Here is a 20,160-nt window from a genome sequence, read left to right as displayed (position 1 = left end):
CGAGCCGCAGGTCAGGGCGCGGTGGCGTGGTGCAGCGTGACGATGCCGCCGGACAGGTTGCGCCAGCGCACGTCAGTCCAGCCGGCCTCGCGCACCTGGTCGGCGAGCGCCGCCTGGTCGGGCCAGGCCCGGATCGACTCGGCGAGGTAGACGTACGCCTCGGGGTTCGAGCTCACCCGGCGTGCCACCGGCGGCAGCGCGCGCATGAGGTACTCGGTGTAGACGGTGCGGAACGGCGCCCAGGTCGGGTGGCTGAACTCGCAGACGACCAGCCGGCCGCCGGGCCGGGTCACCCGCAGCATGTCGCGCAGCGCGGCGGGGTGGTCGACGACGTTGCGCAGGCCGAACGAGATCGTCACGGCGTCGAAGGCGTGGTCGGCGAACGGCAGCCGGGTCGCGTCCCCCGCCACGAGGGGCAGGTCCGGACGTCGACGCCGCCCCACCCGGAGCATCCCGAGCGAGAAGTCGCTCGCGACGGTGCGCACGCCGGCATCGGCGAACGGCTCGGTCGAGGTGGCGGTGCCCGCCGCGAGGTCGAGCAGTCGCTCCCCCGGCTCGGCCGCGACGGCCTGCACGACCGCCTTGCGCCACCGGCGGTCCTGCCCCAGCGACAGCACGTCGTTGGTGAGGTCGTAGCGGTCGGCGACGTCGTCGAACATCGACGCGACGTCGCCCGGCTGCTTGTCCAGCTGCGCCCGGGTCACCGGACGATCCTCCCACCCGCCTACCCTTGCGGTGATGTCGACTCACCCCCTGGCGCCCGAGGACGCCCCGCACCCGGCGGTCCAGGGGCGGGCGCTGGTCAGCCGCACCACCGCGGTCGACGACCCCGGCGCCCTGCTCGACCTGCTGCCGCCCGGCCCGGTCACCGCCTGGGTCCGGCGCGGCGAGGGACTCGTCGGGCTCGGCGAGTGCCTGCGGGTCGACCTCCCGTCCGGGGTCGCGGTCGCCGAGGCACCGTCCACCTGGCGCGAGCTCGTGCGGCACGCCGTCGTCCGCGACGACGTGCGGCTGCCCGGCACCGGACCGGTCGCGTTCGTGTCCCTGCCCTTCTCGCCGCGCTCGTCCGCCGGCGGCGTGCTCGTGGTGCCGCAGACGGTCGTCGGCCACCGCGACGGCCGGTGGTGGGTCACCCGCACCACGGTCGGCGCCGAGCTCCCGCCCACCGGCGCGCCCGTCCCGGCCGAGCCGCCGACCGGCCCCGGCGTGGTCCGGTACGCCGACGGCGCCCGGTCGGGCCCGCGCTGGATGTCGGCGGTCGGCGCGGCCGTCGAGCGCATCACCGCGGGCGACCTCGACAAGGTGGTGCTGGCGCGCGACCTCGAGGCGGTGGCCGAGCACCCGGTCGACCTGCGCTGGGTGCTCGCGCGGCTGGCCGACGGCTACCCCTCCTGCTGGACGTTCGCCGTCGACGGCCTGGTCGGCGCGACGCCGGAGCTGCTGGTGCGCAGCGAGCGCGGCCTCGTCACCTCCCGAGTGCTGGCCGGCACCATCCGGCGCACCGGCGACGACGAGCACGACCTGGCGCTCGCCGGGTCGCTCGCCCGCTCCAGCAAGGACCTGGAGGAGCACGAGTACGCCGTGCGCTCGGTCGCCGACGCGCTCTCGCCGCACTGCGACGGCATGAACGTGCCCGAGGCGCCGTTCGTGCTGCACCTGCCCAACGTCATGCACCTGGCGACCGACGTCACCGGCGTGCTGCCGCGCGACGGCGCCCGTACGCCGTCCGTGCTCGACCTCGGGGCGTCCCTGCACCCGTCCGCCGCCGTCTGCGGCACGCCGACGCCGGTGGCCGCGGCCCTCATCGACGAGCTCGAGGGCATGGACCGCGACCGGTACGCCGGGCCGGTGGGCTGGGTCGACGCGCGGGGCGACGGCGAGCTGGGGATCGCCCTGCGCTCCGCCCGCCAGGACCCCGAGAACCCCTCTCGCGTGCGGCTGTTCGCCGGGTGCGGCATCGTCGCCGGGTCCGACCCCGAGGCCGAGCTGGCCGAGTCGGACGCCAAGCTCGTGCCGATGCGCGACGCGCTGGGCTGAGCGCCGACCCGGCCGGCGAGCCCGTCCGCCGGGCCCCCTTGACCGGTCACCCGGCCGGGGCCAGGGTGTCACCCACCCGGACCACACCGCCCCCGCCGCACGACGGCGGTCGGGCGCGCGCCCGGGCAGGCGGGCAACGGCGCCCGCCGCACGCACCGGAAGGACCTCCATGCACCTCACGCAGAGCAGGGGACGGCTCGCGGTCGTCGGCGCCCTCGGCGCCGCCGCGCTCGTCGCCTCCCTGGCCGCCCCCGCGACGGCGGCACCGGCCGACCCGACGCGCCTGGCCGAGCGGCTCGTCAAGCAGGCCAAGGGGACGGACGCCAACCGCCACCTGATCGCCTTCCAGCGCATCGCCGACCGCAACGGCGGCAACCGCGCCGCCAACACCCCGGGCTACGACGCGAGCGTCGACTACGTCGCGGGCAAGCTCACCGAGGCCGGGTTCCTCGTGAGCACGCCCGAGTTCCAGTACGAGGAGGAGGTCGCGGTCGCGAACAGCGTGACCGTGGGCGGCCGGTCCTACCAGGCGGACAAGCTCGAGGAGAGCCCCGAGACGGTGCCGGGTGGCTTCACCGGTCCGCTGCGCGTCGTCCACGAGGACGCCACGACCGGCTGCGAGGCGAGCGACTTCGCCGGCCAGGACTTCACCGGCAGCATCGCGCTCATCCGCCGTGGCGGCTGCACCTTCGAGCAGAAGCACCTCAACGCGGCCGCAGCGGGTGCGGCGGCGGTCCTGATCTCGAACAACACCGCGGGCCCGCTGACCAACGTCACGCTGACCAACCCCGGCGTCGTGCCCACCGCCGGCGTCAGCCAGGCCGACGGCACCACGCTCGCCGCCCTGGCCGGTCAGTCCGCCACCCTCGAGCTCGACTACGAGGTCGTCACCCGCACCCAGCGCAACGTCATCGCCCAGACGCGCACCGGCCGCACCGACAACGTGGTGATGGCGGGGGCGCACCTCGACGCGGTGGCCGCGGGCATCAACGACAACGGCACCGGCTCGGCCGGCCTGCTCGACGTCGCGCTGAAGATGGGCAGCAGCCCGAGCACCAAGAACGCGGTGCGCTTCGCCTGGTGGGGCGCCGAGGAGCTCGGTCTGATCGGCTCGACGGAGTACGTCCAGTCGCTCACGTTCGAGCAGCAGCTCGACATCGCGCTGTACCTCAACTTCGACATGATCGGGTCGCCGAACGCCGCCTACTTCGTCTACGACGGCGACGACTCGGACGCGGTCGGTGCCGGTGCCGGGCCCTACGGCTCGGCGCAGATCGAGAAGACGTTCACCGACTTCTTCTCGCAGCGGATCGGCGTGCCCACCGAGGGCACGGACTTCTCCGGCCGCTCCGACTACGGCGAGTTCATCGCCGTCGGCATCCCGGCGGGCGGTCTGTTCACCGGTGCCGAGGGCATCAAGACCGCCGACCAGGCGGCCAAGTGGGGCGGCACGGCAGGCATCGCCTACGACCCGTGCTACCACCAGGTGTGCGACGACCTGGGCAACGTCGACCGGGTCGCGTTCGACCGCAACATCGACGCCATGGCGTGGGCGGTGGGCGTGTACGCGCTGTCGACCGCCGACATCAACGGCGTCGACTCGCGCAAGGCCAAGGCGACGGTCCGGTCGCAGACGAAGGTGTCGTCCGCGGCCCACGCGCACGACCACGACGCGGCGGCCTGACCGGCTGACGCGCACGCGACGAGGGGCCCCGCACCGGTGGTGCGGGGCCCCTCCGTCGTCCCGGGTGGTGCGCGGCACGGACGCCGCGAGTGGTTGCTTCCCGCACCGCGAGGCAACCACTCGCGGCGTCGGGGCCTCGGGCGTCAGCCGGTGGTGACGGTGACGCCGTAGTACGACGCCGCGTCGACGACGGGCTGGTAGAACGAGTACGAGCCGACGTCGCCGCCGTTGAAGCCGCACTCGGCGCCGACCGGGCCGCCCGAGGTCATGCCCTGCGCGCTGCTGCCGGAGATGTAGGCGCCGCCGGAGTCGCCGCCCTCGGTGCAGACGGTGGCGCGGGCCAGGCCGCTGGTCGGGGTCACGCCGCCGAGGCCGTCGCCGTAGTTGACGGTGAGGCCGTAGGCCTCGATCTCGCCGCAGGTCCAGCCGGTGGTGTTGCCGGCCTTGCAGATCGAGGTCCCGACGGGGGCGGACGAGGCGCCGGTGATCGTGACGGTCGAGCCGCCCCGGGTGTCGACGAAGCCGACACCGGTGTCCTCGGCGTCGATGTCCATCAGACCCATGTCGACGCTCGGCTGCCCGGACGCGAACCGGCTGTCGACGCCGACACCGATGTGCTCGCCGTTCTTGTCGAGGATGTCGGGCAGCCCCTCGACGCAGTGGCCGGCGGTCAGCAGGACGTTGTCGCCGTCCGAGGTCGTGCCGGGGTAGCCCAGCGAGCAGTTGGTGCCGGGGTCGAGGTCCATGATCTGGCCGGGCACGACGTCGGCGGTGGGGGCGACGCCCTCGCTGTCACCGGTCTCGACCGTCAGGCCCTGGGCGCGCAGGCGCTCGACGAGCGCCGGGTCGGCGGCGGGGTCGACGGTCACGAGCACGGACTGCGTCTCGATGTCGGGTCCCCAGGACTGCACCTGGGCCAGGTCGGCGCCGGCGAGCTGCGGCACCGAGGCGGCGGTCGCGGCGAGCTCGGACTGGCCCGGACCGGTGGTGCGCGGGGTCAGGCCCTGCGCGCGGGCGGCAGCCGCCTGCGCGGGCTCGACCTGCACGACCAGCTGCTCGCCGTCGTAGAACGCGCCGTCGACGGTGACGCCCTCGCCGCCCAGGGTGGTGAGGGCGGCGCCCTGCACGGCCTCGCGGTCGAGCCGCTGGGCGGCCTGGCTGGTGCTGGTGCCGAAGGTGTCGGCCATCACGGCGAGCATCGTCGCGTCGTAGCCGCTGGTGCCCGAGACGTTCCCGGTGGACGGGCTGTCCGCGGTGGCCGGGCCGGTCAGGCCCAGGACGCCGAAGCCCAGTGCCGTGGCCGCCGCCGCTGTCGTGAGCGGGCTGCGCAGTCGCATTCTCGTTCTCCCCAAGTCGCCGGCGCGACCACACCGTCGGGGCCGCCACCGGGCCGGGGTCGTGACCCCGGCGTGACCTGAGCGTGACCGTTCCGTGACGGTTTTGTCAGCCCTTTTGGGAAGAATTGTCCGAATTCGTCCTAGCACACGCGCGTCAGCGGACGCCAGCACCGCCGTCGGCGACGGCGGCGCCCAGCCGGGCGTGCAAGGCCGCGAGACCGGACCGGTCGGCCGGGACGACCACCACCGAGACCCCTTGCGGCACAGCACGTGTCGCCTGCGTGACCGCGTCGCGACCGGCGGCGCGGTGCGCCGTGGCACCGAGCGCGCTCGCCGCCCCGAGCAGGTCGGTGCCGTGCGGGGTGCCGAAGACGCGCTCGAACACCTCCGGCCGCTCGGCGTGCTCGAGCAGGCCGAAGATGCCGCCGCCGTCGTCGTCGAGGACGACCACCTGCAGCCGCAGCCGGTCCCGCTCGGACGACGGGACGACGAGCCCGCCGAGGTCGTGCAGGGCGGCCAGGTCGCCGACCAGCAGCCGGGTCGGACGTCCGCTCGCCGCTGCGGCGCCGACCGCGGTCGAGACGGTGCCGTCGATGCCGGCCAGCCCGCGGTTGGCGACCACGTCGACGCCGTCGGCCGGCGGGGCCACCAGGTCGAGGTCGCGCACCGGGTTCGACGACGCCACCACGAGCAGGTCCCCCGGCGCGCAGGCGCAGGCGACCTGCCGGGCCAGCCACGGGCCGGTGGCGTCGCCTTCCTCGTCGAGCACGTCGTCGACGGCGCGCTCGGCCGCCACCCCCGCCCGCACCCAGCCGTCCAGCCAGTCGCGGTCGCGGACGCCCCGCGCCCGCACCGGTCCCCGCACCCGGGTGACCGCGCGCTCCGGCCCGGGGTCGTCGGGGTGCCGCACCACCTGCACGAGCTCGACGTCCGACCGCGCGAGCAGCCGGGTGACCGGACGCGACAGGGTCGGGCGCCCGAGCACCACCACCCGCTCGACGTCGTCGGCGGGTCCGCCCGGGCCGAGCAGCAGCCGGTAGGCCCCGACCCGGTTCACCCCGCCCTTGGCCCCGGACGACGGCTCGGCGAGCAGCGGCCACCCGGCCTCCTCGGCCAGCGCGCGCGCCCCGGGCCCGGCACCGGCGCCCGCGACGAGCAGGGTGCGCGGCCCGGTGGCCAGGTCGGTCGGGGTCGTCGCCGCCGGTGGCGTCGGGACCGCGACCGGTTGCGAGGCAGGCGGTTCGACGCCGAGGTCGGGCACGAGCGGCTCGTCGAACCCGACGTCGAGGTGCACCGGCCCGGGTCGTCCGCCGCCCGCCCCCACCGCTGCGCCGACCACCTCGGCCGCGACCGCCCGCCAGTCGACGTCGTCGTCGGCCTCGACCACGCGGGTCAGCACGGTGGCGGCGCCGAGCATCCGCGGCTGCAGGCCCGTGGTCTGGTTCGCCCAGGTGCCGCGCAGCCGGGCCGGGCGGTCGGCGGTGAGCAGCAGCAGCGGGACGGCCGCGTGCCACGCCTCGGCCGTGGCCGGGTGCAGGTTCGCCACGGCCGTGCCGGACGTGGTGACCACGGCCGCGGGGCGCGTCGGGTCGGCGAGGGCGCACCCCAGGGCGACGAACGCCGCGCTGCGCTCGTCGTGGCGCACGTGCAGGCGGACGGCGCCGAGCCGCTCCTGCTCGGCGAGCGCGTAGGCGAGCGGGGCCGAGCGCGATCCCGGGCTCAGGACGACGTCGCGCACCCCGTGGTCGAGCAGCGCGCGCACCAGGCGCGCGCCGGCGTCCGCGCTGGTCACGTCGTGCTCGCCGGCAGCACCGACCAGTGCTCCTGCAGCGCGTCGTGGCAGCGCCGGACCCGCTCGCGCCACCAGCGCTCGCGCTCAGGTGCCGCGGCCAGGTCGCGCAGCAGGTCGGGGTCGGGCTCGACGCGTCCCGCAGGCAGCTCGCCGTCCGCCGGGACGAGCGGCGCGGCCGCGACGTCGCGCGCCAGCAGGCCGACGGTGCCCAGGCCGCAGGCGAGCTGGTCGCCCTCGACGGGCAGCGCCGCGGCCGCCGCGACCCCGGCCGCGATGCCCACCGAGGTGTCGAGCGCGCTCGAGACGACCACGTCGACGCCGTGCCGGCGCGCGAGCTCGTCGGCGACCGCGAGCGTGCGGCGCACACCGCCCATCGGCGCGACCTTCACCACGGCGACGTCGACCGCGCCGGTGGCGGCGACGGCGAACGGGTCGTCGGCCTTGCGGATGCCCTCGTCGACCGCGAGCGCCACCCCGATGCCCAGGTCGTCGAGGCGCTCTCGCAGCTCGACCGTCTCGTCGAGGGTGCGCACCGGCTGCTCCACGTACTGCAGGTCGTAGTGGCCGAGGACGGCCAGCGCCCGGGCGGCGGCGTCGACGTCCCAGGCGCCGTTGGCGTCCAGGCGCACCGCCACGTCCGGGCCGAGGTGGTGGCGCACCCGGTCGACCCGGCCGATGTCGTCCGCGAGCGCCTGGCCCTGCTCGGCGACCTTGATCTTCACCGTGCGGCAGCCCGGGAACCGGGCGAGCACGGCCGGCACCTCGTCGGGCGCCACCGCGGGGACCGTGGCGTTCACGGGCACGCGCTCGCGCAGCGGCTCGGGCCACCCGACCCAGGCGCTCTCCAGCGCGCTCGCCAGCCACCAGGCCGACTCGCGGTCGTCGTACTCGAGGAAGGGGCCGAACTCGCCCCAGCCGGCGGGCCCGCGGACGAGTGCCACCTCGCGCTCGAGCACGCCGCGGAACCGCACCCGCATCGGGACGGTCACCACGACGAGCGACGCCAGCACGTCGTCGAGGGGCACGTCGGCGGGGTCGTGGAGCACCTGCCTATCCTCGCCCACGTGAGCGCCTCCACGTCCGACCGCCGCGTCTCGGAGATCTTCGACCCGTCGGCGTGGGAGCCGGTCGAAGGATTCGACCTGCAGGACCTCACCTACCACCGGTGCGTGCTCGACGGGCCGCGCGGCGCCACCGTCCGGATCGCCTTCGACCGCCCCGAGGTGCGCAACGCGTTCCGTCCCGGCACCGTCGACGAGCTGTACCGCACGCTCGACCACGCCCGCCGCTCCCCCGACGTCGGCACCGTGCTGCTCACCGGCAACGGCCCGTCGCCGCGCGACGGCGGCTGGGCGTTCTGCTCGGGCGGGGACCAGCGCATCCGCGGCCGCTCCGGCTACCAGTACGCCGAGGGCGAGACCGCCGACACCGTCGACGCCGCGCGGGTGGCCGCCGAGGGCGGGCGGCTGCACGTGCTGGAGGTGCAGCGGCTGATCCGCACCATGCCGAAGGTGGTCGTGTGCGTCGTCCCCGGCTGGGCCGCGGGCGGCGGCCACTCGCTGCACGTGGTCTGCGACCTGACCATCGCCTCCCGCGAGCACGCCCGGTTCAAGCAGACCGACGCCGACGTCGGCTCCTTCGACGGCGGCTACGGCTCGGCCTACCTGGCGAAGATGGTCGGCCAGAAGCTCGCCCGCGAGATCTTCTTCCTCGGACGCGAGTACACCGCCGAGGACATGCACCGGATGGGCGCGGTGAACCTCGTCGCCGACCACGCCGAGCTCGAGGCGGTGGCGCTCGAGGTCGCGGGTGAGGTCAACGCGAAGTCGCCCACGGCGCAGCGGATGCTGAAGTTCGCCTTCAACCTGCTCGACGACGGGCTGATGGGTCAGCAGGTGTTCGCCGGCGAGGCGACGCGCCTCGCGTACATGACCGACGAGGCCGTCGAGGGCCGCGACGCCTTCCTCGAGAAGCGCGCCCCCGACTGGAGCCCGTACCCGCGGTACTACTGATGGACCCGGTGCTGACGGTCGGCGGCAAGGCGTTCGTCGTCGACCGCGCCACCGAGGCCGACGTCCCGGCGCTGCTCGCCCTGCTGGCCGACGACGCCCTCGGCGCCCGGCGCGAGACCGACGACCCCGAGCCCTACCTCGCCGCGTTCCGCGAGATCGACGCCGACCCGCGGCACCTGCTGGTGGCCGTGCGCACCGACGACGGCGAGGTCGTCGCGACGATGCAGCTCACGCTGCTGCCCGGGCTGGCACGCGCCGGGGCCACCCGGCTCCAGGTCGAGGCGGTGCGGGTGGCGCGCGGGGCGCGCGGCGGCGGTCTCGGTGCGGCGCTGCTGGACTGGGCGCACGGGTGGGGCCGCGAGCGCGGCGCGACGCTGGTGCAGCTGACGTCCGACCGCACCCGCGACGACGCCCACCGCTTCTACCAGCGTCTCGGCTACGCGCCGACCCACGTCGGCTTCAAGCGCCCCCTCTGAGTGGCCGGCACGGCGAGACCGCAGCAGTCGGGCGTCCCGGACGGCCGTACGCCCGACTGCTGCGGTCTCGACGCGGCGGGGCATCCGCCGATCGTGACGATGCGCGGGTCCGCGGCGCGGGCACGGGCCGATCGTGACGATCGGCGAGCGCCCGGGGCGCTTCCCCGTCGACGTGCGGTCTGGGAGGGTCGGCACCATGAGCACGCTCCCGGACGACGCCGCGCGGCCCTGCTCGCACGTGGCGGCCGACGCGCTGGCCGAGGCCGACCCGACCCCGGGCATGGCCCGCCGGGTCGCGCGGCACGGCGAGGGGATGTGGAGCGGCACGGTCGACACCGAGCCGGGCGCGGTCTCGGGCTGGCACCACCACGGCGAGCACGACACGACGCTGTACGTGGTGAGCGGGCGGATGCGGCTGGAGTCGGGCCCGGACGGCTCGCACGTCGTCGAGGCCGGCCCGGGTGACTTCCTGCACGTCCCGGCCGGGGCCGTGCACCGCGAGTCGAACCCGTCCGGCGAGGCGGCTCGCGCGGTGATCGTGCGCTGCGGCAGCGGCGAGCCGACGGTGAACGTCGACGGGCCCGCGCCGGCCTAGCGTCCCGCGTCGAGGCGGGCGACGAGGGTCTTCGGGGCGACCGTCCGGTAGGCGTCCTCGACGTGGGCGCCGACGGCGTCCCAGTCGACCTCGCCCTCGTCGTGGTCGGCCAGGTCGAGCCGGACGCCGAGCCAACCGCGGTGCCCGACGTACGGCGGCACGAAGTACCGCACGGGGTCCGCCTCGACGAGCGAGTGCTGCGCCCCCTCCGGCGCGGCGCACCAGAAGCCGAGGCGGTCGTCGTGGTGGTGGTCGGCCGTCATCACGAACGACCGCCTGCCCCGCACGAACCAGGTCGGCTCGCCGTGGCTGAGCCGCTCCTCCACCTCGGGCAGCGCCAGGCACAGCGCCCGCAGCCGCTCGACCTGCTCGCCCTCGCCCCGCGCCACGTCCCGATCCTGCCGCCGGTGGCCCTGACGCGTACAGAGGCGTCGGGGTCGAGGCCGCTGCGCGCCCGCGGGGCGGCCCGGAGCACCGCGACCCCGACGCGTCGGTCCGCCACCTAGCCTGGAGACATGCGCGCCGAGGTGGTCGTGGTCGACGGCCCGGCCGCCGTCCCCGTCCCGGACCTGGTCGAGCGGCTTCGTGCGGCCCTGGAGGGCACCGGTCCCGCGCTGCTGCCCGTCCCCGGCGGCCCGGCCGCCGACCGCGTGCTCGACGCCGCCCGGCTCGACCGGCCCGTCGACCGCGGCACCGCGCTGCTGCTGCCCACGTCGGGCTCCACCGGGACGCCCAAGGTCGTCGAGCTCCCGGCGTCCGCGCTGCTCGCGGGCGCCCGGGCGACCCACGCCCGGGTGGGACCGCCCGGGCGCTGGTTGCTCGCCCTGCCGCTCACCCACGTCGCCGGCTGGCAGGTGCTGGTGCGCGGGCTGCTCGCGGCGCCGCCCGAGCAGGCGCCGCTCACGCTGCCGGACGGCCCGTTCACCGCGGCCGCCCTGGCCGACGCGCTCGACGGCGCCGACCCCGCACCCCGCTGGGCCTCCCTCGTCCCCACCCAGCTGGCGCGGGTGCTCGACGACGCGGTGGCCACCCGCGCAGCGGGAGCGCTGGGGGTGCTGCTCGGCGGCGCCGCGGCCCCGCAGCGGCTGCTCGACCGCGCCGCCGGAGCCGGCGTCCGCGTCGTCACCACCTACGGCTCCACCGAGACCAGCGGCGGGTGCGTCTACGACGGCCACCCGCTCGACGGCGTGCAGGTCGCGGTCGACGGCGGGCGGCTGCGGATCGGCGGCGACGTCGTGGCCGCCGGCTACCGCGACGGGTCGCCGGGGTTCGCGACCGAGGACGGCACCCGGTGGTTCACGACGTCGGACCTCGCCCGCACCGGCGACGAGGGCCGCGTCGAGGTGCTCGGCCGTGCCGACGACGTGCTGGTCACCGGCGGCGAGAACGTCTCGCCCGCAGCGGTCGAGCGCGTCCTGCACGGCGTGGCCGGGGTCGACGCCGCGGTCGTGGTGGGTGTCCCGGACGACGAGTGGGGGCAGGCGGTCGTCGCCGTCGTGGCGGGCTCGCCGGTGCCCGACCTCGACGTCCTGCGCGCCGCCGTGTCAGGCCGACTCGGCCGCGCGCACGCGCCGCGCCACCTGGTGGTGGTCGACGAGGTCCCGCTGCTCGGCATCGGCAAGCCGGACCGGCGCGCGGCCGCCGAGCTCGCCGCCCGTACCCTCGTGCGGTGACCTCGACGACCGGGACGACGACCCGCCACTGGGTGGCCGGGGCGCGCCCGCGCACCCTGCCGGCCGCGGTCGCACCCGTGCTGGTCGGCACGGGGGCGGCGATCGACCTCGGCGCCGTCGAACCGCTCAGAGCCGTTCTCGCACTGGTCGTCTCGCTGGCCCTGCAGGTCGGCGTCAACTACGCGAACGACTACTCCGACGGCATCCGCGGCACCGACGCCGAACGCGTCGGCCCGGTGCGGCTCGTGGGCCAGGGTCTGGCCGAGCCCGGCGCGGTGAAGCGCGCGGCGTTCACCGCCTTCGGCGTCGCCGCGGTGGCTGGCCTCGTGCTCGTCGCCCTCAGCGGGACGTGGTGGCTGCTCGCCGTCGGCGCGGTGTCGATCGTGGCCGCCTGGTACTACACCGGCGGACGGAACCCCTACGGCTACAACGGTCTCGGCGAGCTCTTCGTCTTCGTCTTCTTCGGCCTGGTCGCGGTGCTCGGCACGACGTACACGCAGGCGCTGGAGGTCTCGGTCGCCGCGGTGCTCGGCGCCGTCGCGGTCGGGCTGCTCGCGTGCGCGATCCTCGTCGTGAACAACCTGCGCGACGTCCCGACCGACACCACCAGCGGCAAGCGCACCCTCGCGGTGCGCCTGGGCGAGCCCCGCACCCGGGTGCTCTACGCGGCGATGCTCGCCGGCGCGTTCGCCTGCGTGGTCGCGACCGCGCTGCACGCCCCCGGGTACCTCTGGACGCTGCTCGCGCTCGCACCGGCCCCGCTGGCCGTCGTCGCCGCCACCACGGTGCTGCGCGGCGCGTGGGGCCCGGGCCTGGTGCCGGTGCTCGCGGCCACCGGGCGGCTCGAGCTCCTGCTGGCCCTCCTGCTGGGTCTCGGTCTGGCAGCATGAGCGCCGTGCTCGAGCCCGACATCCGCGTCGTCGACGCCCACGTCTACGCCGTCGACGTCACGACCGGCGACGACCGCACCGTCTCCGAGCACGTCGTGCGCGTCCCCGCCGACCTGAGCGAGTCGTGGGGCGTCGACCTCACCGGCGAGCCGCCGCTGGTGCGGGCCGCGGTCGAGCTGCTGGTGGAGCACCACGGCACCGCGCTGCCGGACGACTTCACCCTCACCGACGAGGGCGTCGCCTACGACGGCTTCCTCGACGAGCTGCGCCTGCGGCTGTCGCCCGCTCCCTGACGAGCCGCCCCGATCCGGACGGTCAGCGCTGGTCGTCGGCGTCCTCCGCGGCGGCGTCCTCGTCGAGGCGCGCGCCCAGCCGCGAGCGGGTGCGGCCCTCGACCCGCGCGTTCAGCGCCAGCGCCGCCGCCTCGCGCGGCCCGCGCAGGAACACGTAGGAGACGACGAGCGAGAGCAGCGCGGTCAGCAGCAGCCACAGCCAGCTGCGCGCCCCGGCCACCCACATCGCGGCGCCGATCGCGACGAGCACGAGCAGGCGCAGCAGCGAGTAGCGGACGAAGGGACCCACGACGCCAGGGTAGGACGGCGACCCGCTCAGTCGGGCAGCGGTCCCGGCCGGTTCTCCCACCGGGTCGACAGCACCACGGTCGTGCGGGTGCGGGCGACACCGCGCAGGCGGCGGATCTTGGCGATCACGTGCTCGAGGGCTGCTGTGTCGGCGGCCCGGACGAAGATGACGAACTCCTCCTCGCCGGCCACGAACCAGCAGTCCTCGACCTCGGGCACCTCGCGCAGCCGGCGGGCGACGTCGTCGCTCTCGGCGGTGTCGCTGGAGTAGATGCCGACCAGCGCGCTGACCCCCAGCCCGACGCTGCGCGGGTCGACCGCGGCGTGGAACCCCGTCAGCACCCCGCGCTCCTCGAGCCGGCGCACCCGCTCCTGCACGCTCGGGGCCGACAGCCCGACCTGGCGCGCCAGGTCGGCCCAGGACGCGCGGCCGCGCTCGCGCAGGGCGTGCACCAGCGCCCGGTCGGTGTCGTCCACCGGGCCAGTCTGCCCTGGGACGCGACCGGCGGACGCGGTACCCGACGGGCGACCCCGCCCCGTCGCTGGGAGGCTGGGACGGTGCCCCTGCTGCTGTCCGCCTCGTCGTCGTCCCCGGCCGAGCTGCCCGGTCTGAGCGGCTGGGTCGCCTCGGTGATGGACTCCCTCGGCGAGCCGGGCGTCGCGGCGCTGACGGCGCTGGAGACGGTGTTCCCGCCCATCCCGAGCGAGGTCGTGCTGCCGCTCGCCGGGTTCCTGACCCGGCAGGGCAGCCTGTCGCTGCCCCTGGTGCTCGTCGCCGCGACCGCCGGGTCGCTGGTCGGGGCGCTGGCCCTCTACGCCCTCGGCGCCTGGCTCGGCCACGACCGCGCCACCGCCGCGCTGGCCCGGCTGCCGCTCGTCGACCGCGAGGACGTCGACAAGGCCTCGGACTGGTTCGACCGGCACGGACGCGCCGCGGTGTTCTTCGGCCGCCTCGTGCCCGGCGTGCGCAGCCTGGTGTCGCTGCCCGCGGGCGCGAACCGGATGCCGCTGCCGACCTTCACGCTGTACACGGTGGCCGGGTCGCTGCTGTGGAACGGCCTGCTCGTCGGTGCGGGCGCCCTGCTCGGCGACCGCTGGGAGCAGGTCGACCAGTACGCCGGCTGGATCGACAAGGTCTTCGTCGGGGCCCTCGTGCTGGTGCTGGCCTGGGCCGTGGTGCGACGGCTGCGCAGCCGGCGGGCCGCCCGCGAGCACGAACAGGTGTGAGGTCTCCCACATCCGCTCCAGAATGTGGTCATTCTGCCGAGGAATCTCAGGTCGATGCGGTGCGTTGCCTCAGAATAGAAGGACGCACCCACCCTGTACCTGAGGAGAGATGAACCAGATGGCTCCCGCCGTCGAGCTGGCCCAGACCCACGCCGCAGACCTGCGCCGCAGCGCCGACAGCTGGCGCGTGCGCCGCGACGCCCGTCGCGTCCTGCGCACCCGCTGACCACCGCCGCAGCACGCAGCACCACCGCAGGACCTCGACCCGCCCCGGGTCGGGGTCCTTCGCACGTGCGGCCACGTACTCTGGACGGGTGCTGCGCGCCCTGATGTTCCTCGTGCCCCTGGCGCTGACCCTCTACGCGCTCATCGACTGCGTCCGCACCGACGAGTCGCTGGTGAAGGGGCTGCCGAAGATCGTCTGGGTGCTGCTGATCATCCTGGTCTGGGTGGTCGGGCCGCTGGTGTGGATCTTCGCCGGGCGCGACCGCAACTGGGAGCCCCCGCGCCGGCCCGAGCCGCCGCGCCCGGTCGCCCCGGACGACGACCCCGACTTCCTGCGCGACATCGACCTCGACGTCAAGCGTCGCCGCGAGTCCGGCGAGGAGCCGGCCTGAGGGTCGCGCCGAGAGATCAGCCGATGCCGGCGTAGGAGTGCTGGCCGCTGAAGAAGATGTTCACGACCCCGAAGTTGACCAGCACGCAGACGAAGCCGGCGATCGCCAGGTAGGTGGCCCGCCGGCCGTCCCAGCCGCGGGTGGCGCGCGCGTGCAGGTAGGCCGCGTAGACCACCCAGATCACGAACGTCCAGACCTCCTTGGGGTCCCAGCCCCAGTACCGGCCCCAGGCCTTCTCGGCCCAGATCGCACCGGCGACCAGCGTGAACGTCCACAGCGGGAACGACAGCGCGACGAGCCGGTAGCCCAGCGCCTCGAGCGCGGCCGAGCCGGGGAGACGGTCCATGAACCGGCCGCGACCCGGCTCGCCGCCCGCCGCGCGGGTCTGCTCCCGCCGGTCCTGCACCAGCTGCAGCACGTGCACCGAGAACGCCAGCGTGAACAGGGCGCTGGAGATGAAGGCGATCGACACGTGGACGACCAGGAACGGGCTCTGCAGCGCCGGCACCAGCTGGGCCGACTCGGTGTACATGACGGTCACGGCGAGCCCGAGGGTCAGCAGCACCGGCCCGACCGCGAACGTGCCCAGCCAGCGCAGGTCGCGGCGCCACACCACCAGGCCGAGGTAGACCAGCGCGACGACGAGCGAGCCGGTGAGGGCGAACTCGTACATGTTGCCCCAGGGCACCCGGGACGCGGAGAGTCCGCGGGTGAGCACGGCGACCAGGTGCAACCCGGTCGCGAGCCAGGTGACGGCGGTGGCGACGGACGCGGCGCGGCTGCCGCGCGCGCCGGTGGCGACGGGGGCGGACACCTCGGGCTCCTGCGGCGCACCCGCGCCGACGAGCACCTTCTGCTCCGACCAGGGCCGCGCGCCGCGTCCGGACAGGTCGGCGGCGTAGCCGACGAGAGCGACCGAGTACGCCGCCATCGACGAGTAGACGAGCACGTTGCTCATCTGGGCGAGCGTGGTGTCGACCGACATCAGTCCTGGCCTCCCGGCTTCTGGTGGTCACGTCCGGTGGTGAGCCGCGAGCGCAGCGCGCCGGCGACCGCCTCGACCTCGGCCGCCAGCCGCGGGTCCTCGCTGCGAGCGAGGGCCGCGACCTCGACCACGATACGACCGTCCCCCGATGTGACCTGCGTCCCGTCCCCGCCCGCGGGCGCGACCCGCACCCAGACCCGGCGGCGCGGGACGAACAGCGACGCGACCAGGCCCGCGATCGCCGCCAGCGAGAAGCCGAGCGCCCAGCCCTTGGCGGGGTCGTGGCGGACGCCGAAGGCGGCGAACCGGTCGATGCGCTCGAGCGTCACGGTGCCGAGACCGTCGGGCAGCTCGACCGTCTCGCCGACGCCGATGCCCGCCGCGAACGGCGCGTCGTCGACGGTGAGCTGGGTCATGTCGGTGGTGTCGAGCTCGTAGACGTTCTGCGGGCTGCCGTCGTCGAGGCCGAGGTCGCCCTGGTAGGCGGTGAAGAACAGTCGCGGGTCGAGGGCGTCGGGGAAGACCGAGGTCGGGCCGAGCTCGTCGTCCATCTCCCAGGTCGGCAGGAAGACGCCCTGCAGGCCGATCTGCGGCTGGGTCTCGAGTACCTTCACCGCTCCGGGCGACTGGTAGAACCGACCCTCCGGGACGAACACGACCGGCCCGGACTTCACCACCCGACCCTCGCCGTCGCGCACGGTGAGCACCGGCGCGTAGCCGTTGCCCTGCAGGTAGACGTGCGAGTCGCCCACGGGCAGCGGCTCGTTCACCCGGATCGTGCGCGGCTCGGGCTCGGCGCCGGGCTCGTCGGTGAGGGTCACGGCGGCCTCGAAGTCGCGCGGCGCGGCGAACTGGTTGCCGGCCACCTCGGTCTCGAACCGCACGGTCAGGTCGTCGAGGGTCAGCTGGAACGGGTCGAGGTCGCCCTCGTCGACCCAGGTGCCCGGGTCGAAGTCGTCGTACTCGGACAGCGTGTTCGCGAACCCGGTGCCCGTCGTCAGCAGGAACTGGCCGCGGTAGCCGTACAGCGAGCCGAGCGCCACCGCCACGAGCAGGCCGAGCAGCGCGACGTGGAACAGCAGGTTGCCGGTCTCGCGCAGGTAGCCGCGCTCGGCGCACACCGCGCCGTCGCGCACGTCGACGCGGTACCGCTTGCGCCGCAGCAGGTCACGCGCGGCGTCCAGCACCACCTCGCCCGTGGCGTCGACGTCGACCGTGGTGTGCGCGGGCATCCGGGACAGCCTCGACGGCGCCCGGGGCGGGCGGGCGCGCATCGCGGCCAGGTGCACGCGCGTCCGCGGCACGACGCAGCCGACCAGCGAGACGAACAGCAGCAGGTAGACCGCCGAGAACCAGACCGAGGAGTAGACGTCGAACAGCCCGAGCCGGTCGAGCCACGGCGAGGCGTCCGGGTGCTCGGCCTGGTACCGCGCCACCTCGGTGGCGTCGACGCCGCGCTGCGGCAGGATCGAGCCCGGGACGGCGCCGACCGCGAGCAGCATCAGCAGGAACAGCGCGGTGCGCATGCTGGTGAGCTGGCGCCAGGCCCAGCGCAGCGTGCCGACCACCCCGAGCGCCGGGGCGTCCGGGCGCTCGGGGCCGTCCGAGGGCTCGCTGCGCCGGGTCGTGAGGTCCTGCACCATCGCTCAGATCACCGTCCTGAAGCCGGAGTCGCCCTCGACCCAGAGGCGGAGCGCGTCGATCCAGGTGGTCCACACGCCGGTGACGAGCAGCAGCCCGACGACCACGAGCATGGCGCCGCCGGCCCGCGAGATACCGCGGCGGTGGCGGCGGAGCAGGTCGAGCGCGCGGCGGTTGCGGTCGAGGCCGGCCGCCACCAGCAGGAACGGCACCCCGAGCCCGAGGCAGTAGGCCAGCGCGAGCACCGCGCCGCGCCCGGCGCCGCCGGACTGCAGCCCGAGTGCGGCGACCGCGCTGAACACCGGGCCGATGCACGGGGCCCAGCCGAGCCCGAAGACGACGCCGAGCAGCGGCGCCCCGGCCAGCCCGGCCGCGGGCCGCCACGACAGCCGTCGCTCGCTCGCGCCGCCCGGTACCCAGCCGAGGAAGACCAGGCCCATGAGCAGGACGACGACCCCGAGCACGCGCGAGACGACGTCGTTCCACCGGTACAGCAGGTCGCCGAGACCACCTGCGGTGAAACCGATCACGACGAAGACGAGGCTGAAGCCGAGGACGAACAGGCTCGCGCCGAGGAGCACGCGCCAGCTGCGGCGGCGGCCGGCGGCCGCGGCCGAGACGCCGGTGAGCCCGCCGACGTAGCCGAGGTACCCGGGCACGAGCGGCAGGACGCACGGCGACGCGAACGACACCAGACCGGCCAGCAGCGCGATCGGCAGCGCCGCGACCATCGGCCCGGACAGCACCTGCTCGCTGAGCTCGGACCCCACGCCTACGTGGTCTCCTCGAGCGCGTCCTCGACCAGGGTGCGCAGCACCGAGGGGTCGATGCGGCCGGAGACCCGGGCGGCGACCCGGCCCTCGCGGTCGAGGACGAGCGTGGTCGGCACGGCGTTGGGCACCAGCTGGCCGCGCAGCGCGAGCACCGCCGACCCCTGCGCGTCGATGATCGACGGGTACGGCACGTCGAAGGTCTGCTCGAACGCGAGCGCCTCGGGGGCGTCGTCGCGGGTGTTCAGCCCGACGAACCGCGCGCCCTGCGGGTCGAGCTCGTCGGCGAGCGCGACCAGGTCGGGGGCCTCGACGCGGCAGGGGCCGCACGCGGCGTACCAGAGGTTCAGCACGACGACGTCGCCGCGCAGGTCGGCGAGGTCGAGCCGCTCGCCCTCGGCGGTCTCGCCCGCGACGCCGTCGACCGGCTCGGCCCGGGCGTCCGGCGGCAGCTCCAGGACGGTGCCGTCGCCCGCGACGTACTGCTTGGAGTCGCCGGAGCGGGCCTGGGCGTCGACGCCCTGCATGGCCGTGCAGCCGGACAGCAGCGCGGCGGCGGCCAGCAGCGCCGCGGCGCGGGTGGGTCGGCTCATGCGCCGGACACCTGGTCGCGGGCCGGGACGAGGTCGTGCGCGGGCTCGGCGTAGCGGACGTCGACCAGCCGCTCGCCGTCGTAGACGAACGAGGTGAGCGAGGCGAGGTCGCACCGGCGCCGGCGCGGGTCGTGCCAGAGCCGGCGGCCCTCGGCGCGGCGCCGCGCCGTCCAGATCGGCAGCTGGTGGCTCACGACCACGGCCTCGGCGCCGGTGGCGGCGTCGCGCGCCGCGCGGGCGGCGGCGTGCATGCGGTCGGCGATCTCGTCGTAGGGCTCGCCCCAGGACGGCCGGAACGGGTTGCGCAGGTGCACCCAGTGCCGCGGGTGGCGCAGCGCCCCCGCGCCGACGCCGAACTGCTGGCCCTCGAAGTGGTTGCCCGACTCGATCACCCGCTCGTCGGTGGTGATCGGCAGCCCGAAGACCTCGGCCACCGGCGCGGCCGTCTGCTGCGCGCGCTCGAGCGGCGAGGCGACGAGGTGCACGACCCGGTGGCCGCCGGCCTTGAGGTGGTCGGCGACGCGCTGCGCCATCAGCTGCCCCAGCTCGGACAGGTGGTAGCCCGGGATGCGTCCGTAGAGCACGCCGTGCGGGTTGAAGACCTCGCCGTGGCGCAGCAGGTGCACGGTGGTCAGGGCCATGGCCCCAGTCTCTCAGGCGCGCGCCGGTGCCGACCGCACGGCCCGGGACGCGCGGTCAGCACCCCTCGGCGGGGGAGCCCACCGCGGAGTCGACGGTGCCGACCAGGCGGGTCGCGATGTCCGCGAGCGCTGCCAGCTGCTCGCGGGTCAGCGGGTCGACCACGCGACGGCGCACCTCGTCGACGTGGCCGGGGGCCGCCTCCACCACCGCGCGGTACCCCTCGTCGGTGAGGCGGGCCAGGGTCGAGCGGCGGTCGACGGTGTCGGGGCAGCGGGTCACCCAGCCACGGGCCTCGAGCGACTTCACCACGTTCGACAGCCGCGACGGCGACCCGTTGGTGAGACCGGCCAGGTGGCTCATCCGGGCGGTGCGGTCGTCGGTCATCGACAGCGAGCTGACCACGAGGTACTCGTACAGCGACATCCCGGCGTCGCGCCGAAGCTGGGCCTCGAGCATCCCGGGCAGCCGCAGCACGAGCGCCACCACGCCGAGCCAGGCGTCGCGCTCGCCGTCGTCGAGCCACCCGCCCTCGGGCGTCGGGTCGGCGTCGGGCCGCGCTGCCGTCACCGTCCGGATGCTAGCGCCGGACGGTGACGGCGACGGCGCAT

Annotated in this window: 23 protein-coding genes; 10 read left to right on the top strand and 13 right to left on the bottom strand. The window is 75.5% G+C overall.

From position 1 onward, the window contains the following. Nucleotides 1–11: 11 nt before the first annotated feature. The gene (locus ACYVKY_RS14085) at nt 12–704 is read right to left on the bottom strand and encodes a class I SAM-dependent methyltransferase (RefSeq protein WP_460435621.1); all 693 of its coding nucleotides are present in this window, start codon (nt 702–704) and stop codon (nt 12–14) included. Between the two features lie 34 nt (nt 705–738). Here ACYVKY_RS14085 and ACYVKY_RS14080 point away from each other — a divergent pair, with 34 nt between their 5' ends. Further along, complete coding sequence (locus tag ACYVKY_RS14080) at nt 739–2,037, top strand: isochorismate synthase (RefSeq protein ID WP_460435620.1); 1,299 nt, start codon at nt 739–741, stop codon at nt 2,035–2,037. 169 nt (nt 2,038–2,206) lie between these two features. After that, the gene (locus ACYVKY_RS14075) at nt 2,207–3,721 is read left to right on the top strand and encodes a M28 family metallopeptidase (protein WP_460435619.1); all 1,515 of its coding nucleotides are present in this window, start codon (nt 2,207–2,209) and stop codon (nt 3,719–3,721) included. A 143-nt stretch (nt 3,722–3,864) separates the two neighbouring features. On the opposite strand, the gene ACYVKY_RS14070 is transcribed toward ACYVKY_RS14075, so the two are convergent. The 3 genes from ACYVKY_RS14070 to ACYVKY_RS14060 form a co-directional block, all read right to left on the bottom strand. Further along, nucleotides 3,865–5,058 (bottom strand): S1 family peptidase, encoded by a 1,194-nt coding sequence (locus ACYVKY_RS14070; RefSeq protein WP_460435618.1) that lies wholly within the window; start codon nt 5,056–5,058, stop codon nt 3,865–3,867. A gap of 154 nt (nt 5,059–5,212) precedes the next feature. Beyond that, the gene (gene menD / locus ACYVKY_RS14065) at nt 5,213–6,850 is read right to left on the bottom strand and encodes a 2-succinyl-5-enolpyruvyl-6-hydroxy-3-cyclohexene-1-carboxylate synthase (protein ID WP_460435617.1); all 1,638 of its coding nucleotides are present in this window, start codon (nt 6,848–6,850) and stop codon (nt 5,213–5,215) included. Beyond that, nucleotides 6,847–7,896: an o-succinylbenzoate synthase gene (locus ACYVKY_RS14060; protein ID WP_460435616.1), complete on the bottom strand. Its 1,050-nt coding sequence runs from the start codon at nt 7,894–7,896 to the stop codon at nt 6,847–6,849. The genes menD and ACYVKY_RS14060 overlap by 4 nt, the downstream gene beginning before the upstream one ends. An 18-nt stretch (nt 7,897–7,914) precedes the next feature. Here ACYVKY_RS14060 and ACYVKY_RS14055 point away from each other — a divergent pair, with 18 nt between their 5' ends. The 3 genes from ACYVKY_RS14055 to ACYVKY_RS14045 all read left to right on the top strand — a co-directional run bounded on the left by ACYVKY_RS14055 (nt 7,915) and on the right by ACYVKY_RS14045 (nt 9,933). Then, entirely contained in the window at nt 7,915–8,862 is a 948-nt protein-coding gene (locus ACYVKY_RS14055; protein WP_460435615.1) for a 1,4-dihydroxy-2-naphthoyl-CoA synthase, read from the top strand. Further along, entirely contained in the window at nt 8,862–9,338 is a 477-nt protein-coding gene (locus ACYVKY_RS14050; RefSeq protein WP_460435614.1) for a GNAT family N-acetyltransferase, read from the top strand. The genes ACYVKY_RS14055 and ACYVKY_RS14050 overlap by 1 nt, the downstream gene beginning before the upstream one ends. A gap of 196 nt (nt 9,339–9,534) precedes the next feature. Beyond that, nucleotides 9,535–9,933, top strand: a complete 399-nt coding sequence (locus ACYVKY_RS14045) for a cupin domain-containing protein (protein ID WP_460435613.1) — start codon at nt 9,535–9,537, stop codon at nt 9,931–9,933. Here the strand turns inward: ACYVKY_RS14045 and ACYVKY_RS14040 are convergent. After that, entirely contained in the window at nt 9,930–10,322 is a 393-nt protein-coding gene (locus ACYVKY_RS14040) for an MmcQ/YjbR family DNA-binding protein (RefSeq protein ID WP_460435612.1), read from the bottom strand. The genes ACYVKY_RS14045 and ACYVKY_RS14040 overlap by 4 nt on opposite strands. A gap of 126 nt (nt 10,323–10,448) precedes the next feature. On the opposite strand from ACYVKY_RS14040, the gene ACYVKY_RS14035 reads away from it, so the two are divergent. The 3 genes from ACYVKY_RS14035 to ACYVKY_RS14025 are packed head-to-tail and all read left to right on the top strand — an operon-like array spanning nt 10,449 to nt 12,789. Then, a complete protein-coding gene (locus tag ACYVKY_RS14035) occupies nt 10,449–11,606 on the top strand; it encodes an AMP-binding protein (RefSeq protein ID WP_460435611.1) in 1,158 nt (385 codons plus the stop codon). Then, nucleotides 11,603–12,496 (top strand): 1,4-dihydroxy-2-naphthoate polyprenyltransferase, encoded by an 894-nt coding sequence (locus ACYVKY_RS14030; protein ID WP_460435610.1) that lies wholly within the window; start codon nt 11,603–11,605, stop codon nt 12,494–12,496. The genes ACYVKY_RS14035 and ACYVKY_RS14030 overlap by 4 nt, the downstream gene beginning before the upstream one ends. Continuing rightward, a complete protein-coding gene (locus tag ACYVKY_RS14025; protein ID WP_460435609.1) occupies nt 12,493–12,789 on the top strand; it encodes a hypothetical protein in 297 nt (98 codons plus the stop codon). The genes ACYVKY_RS14030 and ACYVKY_RS14025 overlap by 4 nt, the downstream gene beginning before the upstream one ends. Before the next feature lie 22 nt (nt 12,790–12,811). Here ACYVKY_RS14025 and ACYVKY_RS14020 read toward each other — a convergent pair whose 3' ends face one another. Both ACYVKY_RS14020 and ACYVKY_RS14015 read right to left on the bottom strand, forming a co-directional pair. Next, the gene (locus tag ACYVKY_RS14020; protein WP_460435608.1) at nt 12,812–13,078 is read right to left on the bottom strand and encodes a DUF4229 domain-containing protein; all 267 of its coding nucleotides are present in this window, start codon (nt 13,076–13,078) and stop codon (nt 12,812–12,814) included. A 26-nt stretch (nt 13,079–13,104) separates the two neighbouring features. Further along, nucleotides 13,105–13,554 (bottom strand): Lrp/AsnC family transcriptional regulator, encoded by a 450-nt coding sequence (locus ACYVKY_RS14015; RefSeq protein ID WP_460435607.1) that lies wholly within the window; start codon nt 13,552–13,554, stop codon nt 13,105–13,107. Between the two features lie 81 nt (nt 13,555–13,635). Between ACYVKY_RS14015 and ACYVKY_RS14010 the strand changes: the two genes are divergently transcribed. After that, nucleotides 13,636–14,304, top strand: a complete 669-nt coding sequence (locus tag ACYVKY_RS14010) for a DedA family protein (RefSeq protein ID WP_460435606.1) — start codon at nt 13,636–13,638, stop codon at nt 14,302–14,304. A gap of 314 nt (nt 14,305–14,618) precedes the next feature. Then, entirely contained in the window at nt 14,619–14,921 is a 303-nt protein-coding gene (locus tag ACYVKY_RS14005; protein WP_460435605.1) for a PLD nuclease N-terminal domain-containing protein, read from the top strand. Nucleotides 14,922–14,937: 16 nt separating this feature from the next. On the opposite strand, the gene ccsB is transcribed toward ACYVKY_RS14005, so the two are convergent. From ccsB to ACYVKY_RS13975, 6 genes are read right to left on the bottom strand one after another with little or no spacing between them, the layout of a single operon-like run. After that, nucleotides 14,938–15,906 (bottom strand): cytochrome C assembly family protein, encoded by a 969-nt coding sequence (ccsB, locus tag ACYVKY_RS14000; RefSeq protein ID WP_460435604.1) that lies wholly within the window; start codon nt 15,904–15,906, stop codon nt 14,938–14,940. Next, nucleotides 15,906–17,549 (bottom strand): cytochrome c biogenesis protein ResB, encoded by a 1,644-nt coding sequence (gene resB, locus ACYVKY_RS13995; RefSeq protein WP_460435603.1) that lies wholly within the window; start codon nt 17,547–17,549, stop codon nt 15,906–15,908. The genes ccsB and resB overlap by 1 nt, the downstream gene beginning before the upstream one ends. 3 nt (nt 17,550–17,552) lie before the next feature. Beyond that, nucleotides 17,553–18,317: a cytochrome c biogenesis CcdA family protein gene (locus tag ACYVKY_RS13990; RefSeq protein ID WP_460435602.1), complete on the bottom strand. Its 765-nt coding sequence runs from the start codon at nt 18,315–18,317 to the stop codon at nt 17,553–17,555. A gap of 2 nt (nt 18,318–18,319) precedes the next feature. Further along, nucleotides 18,320–18,910 carry a TlpA family protein disulfide reductase gene (locus ACYVKY_RS13985; RefSeq protein WP_460435601.1) on the bottom strand — a complete coding sequence of 197 codons (591 nt, stop codon included), beginning with the start codon at nt 18,908–18,910 and terminating at the stop codon, nt 18,320–18,322. Next, a complete protein-coding gene (locus tag ACYVKY_RS13980; protein WP_460435600.1) occupies nt 18,907–19,551 on the bottom strand; it encodes a histidine phosphatase family protein in 645 nt (214 codons plus the stop codon). The genes ACYVKY_RS13985 and ACYVKY_RS13980 overlap by 4 nt, the downstream gene beginning before the upstream one ends. Nucleotides 19,552–19,606: 55 nt before the next feature. Next, nucleotides 19,607–20,119 (bottom strand): MarR family winged helix-turn-helix transcriptional regulator, encoded by a 513-nt coding sequence (locus ACYVKY_RS13975; RefSeq protein WP_460435599.1) that lies wholly within the window; start codon nt 20,117–20,119, stop codon nt 19,607–19,609. Between the last annotated feature and the right edge of the window lie 41 nt (nt 20,120–20,160).

The sequence above is a fragment of the Angustibacter speluncae genome (genome assembly GCF_054777815.1).
The sequence above is the reverse complement of the archived record's forward strand: the minus strand, read 5'-3'. Positions and strand labels throughout refer to the sequence as shown.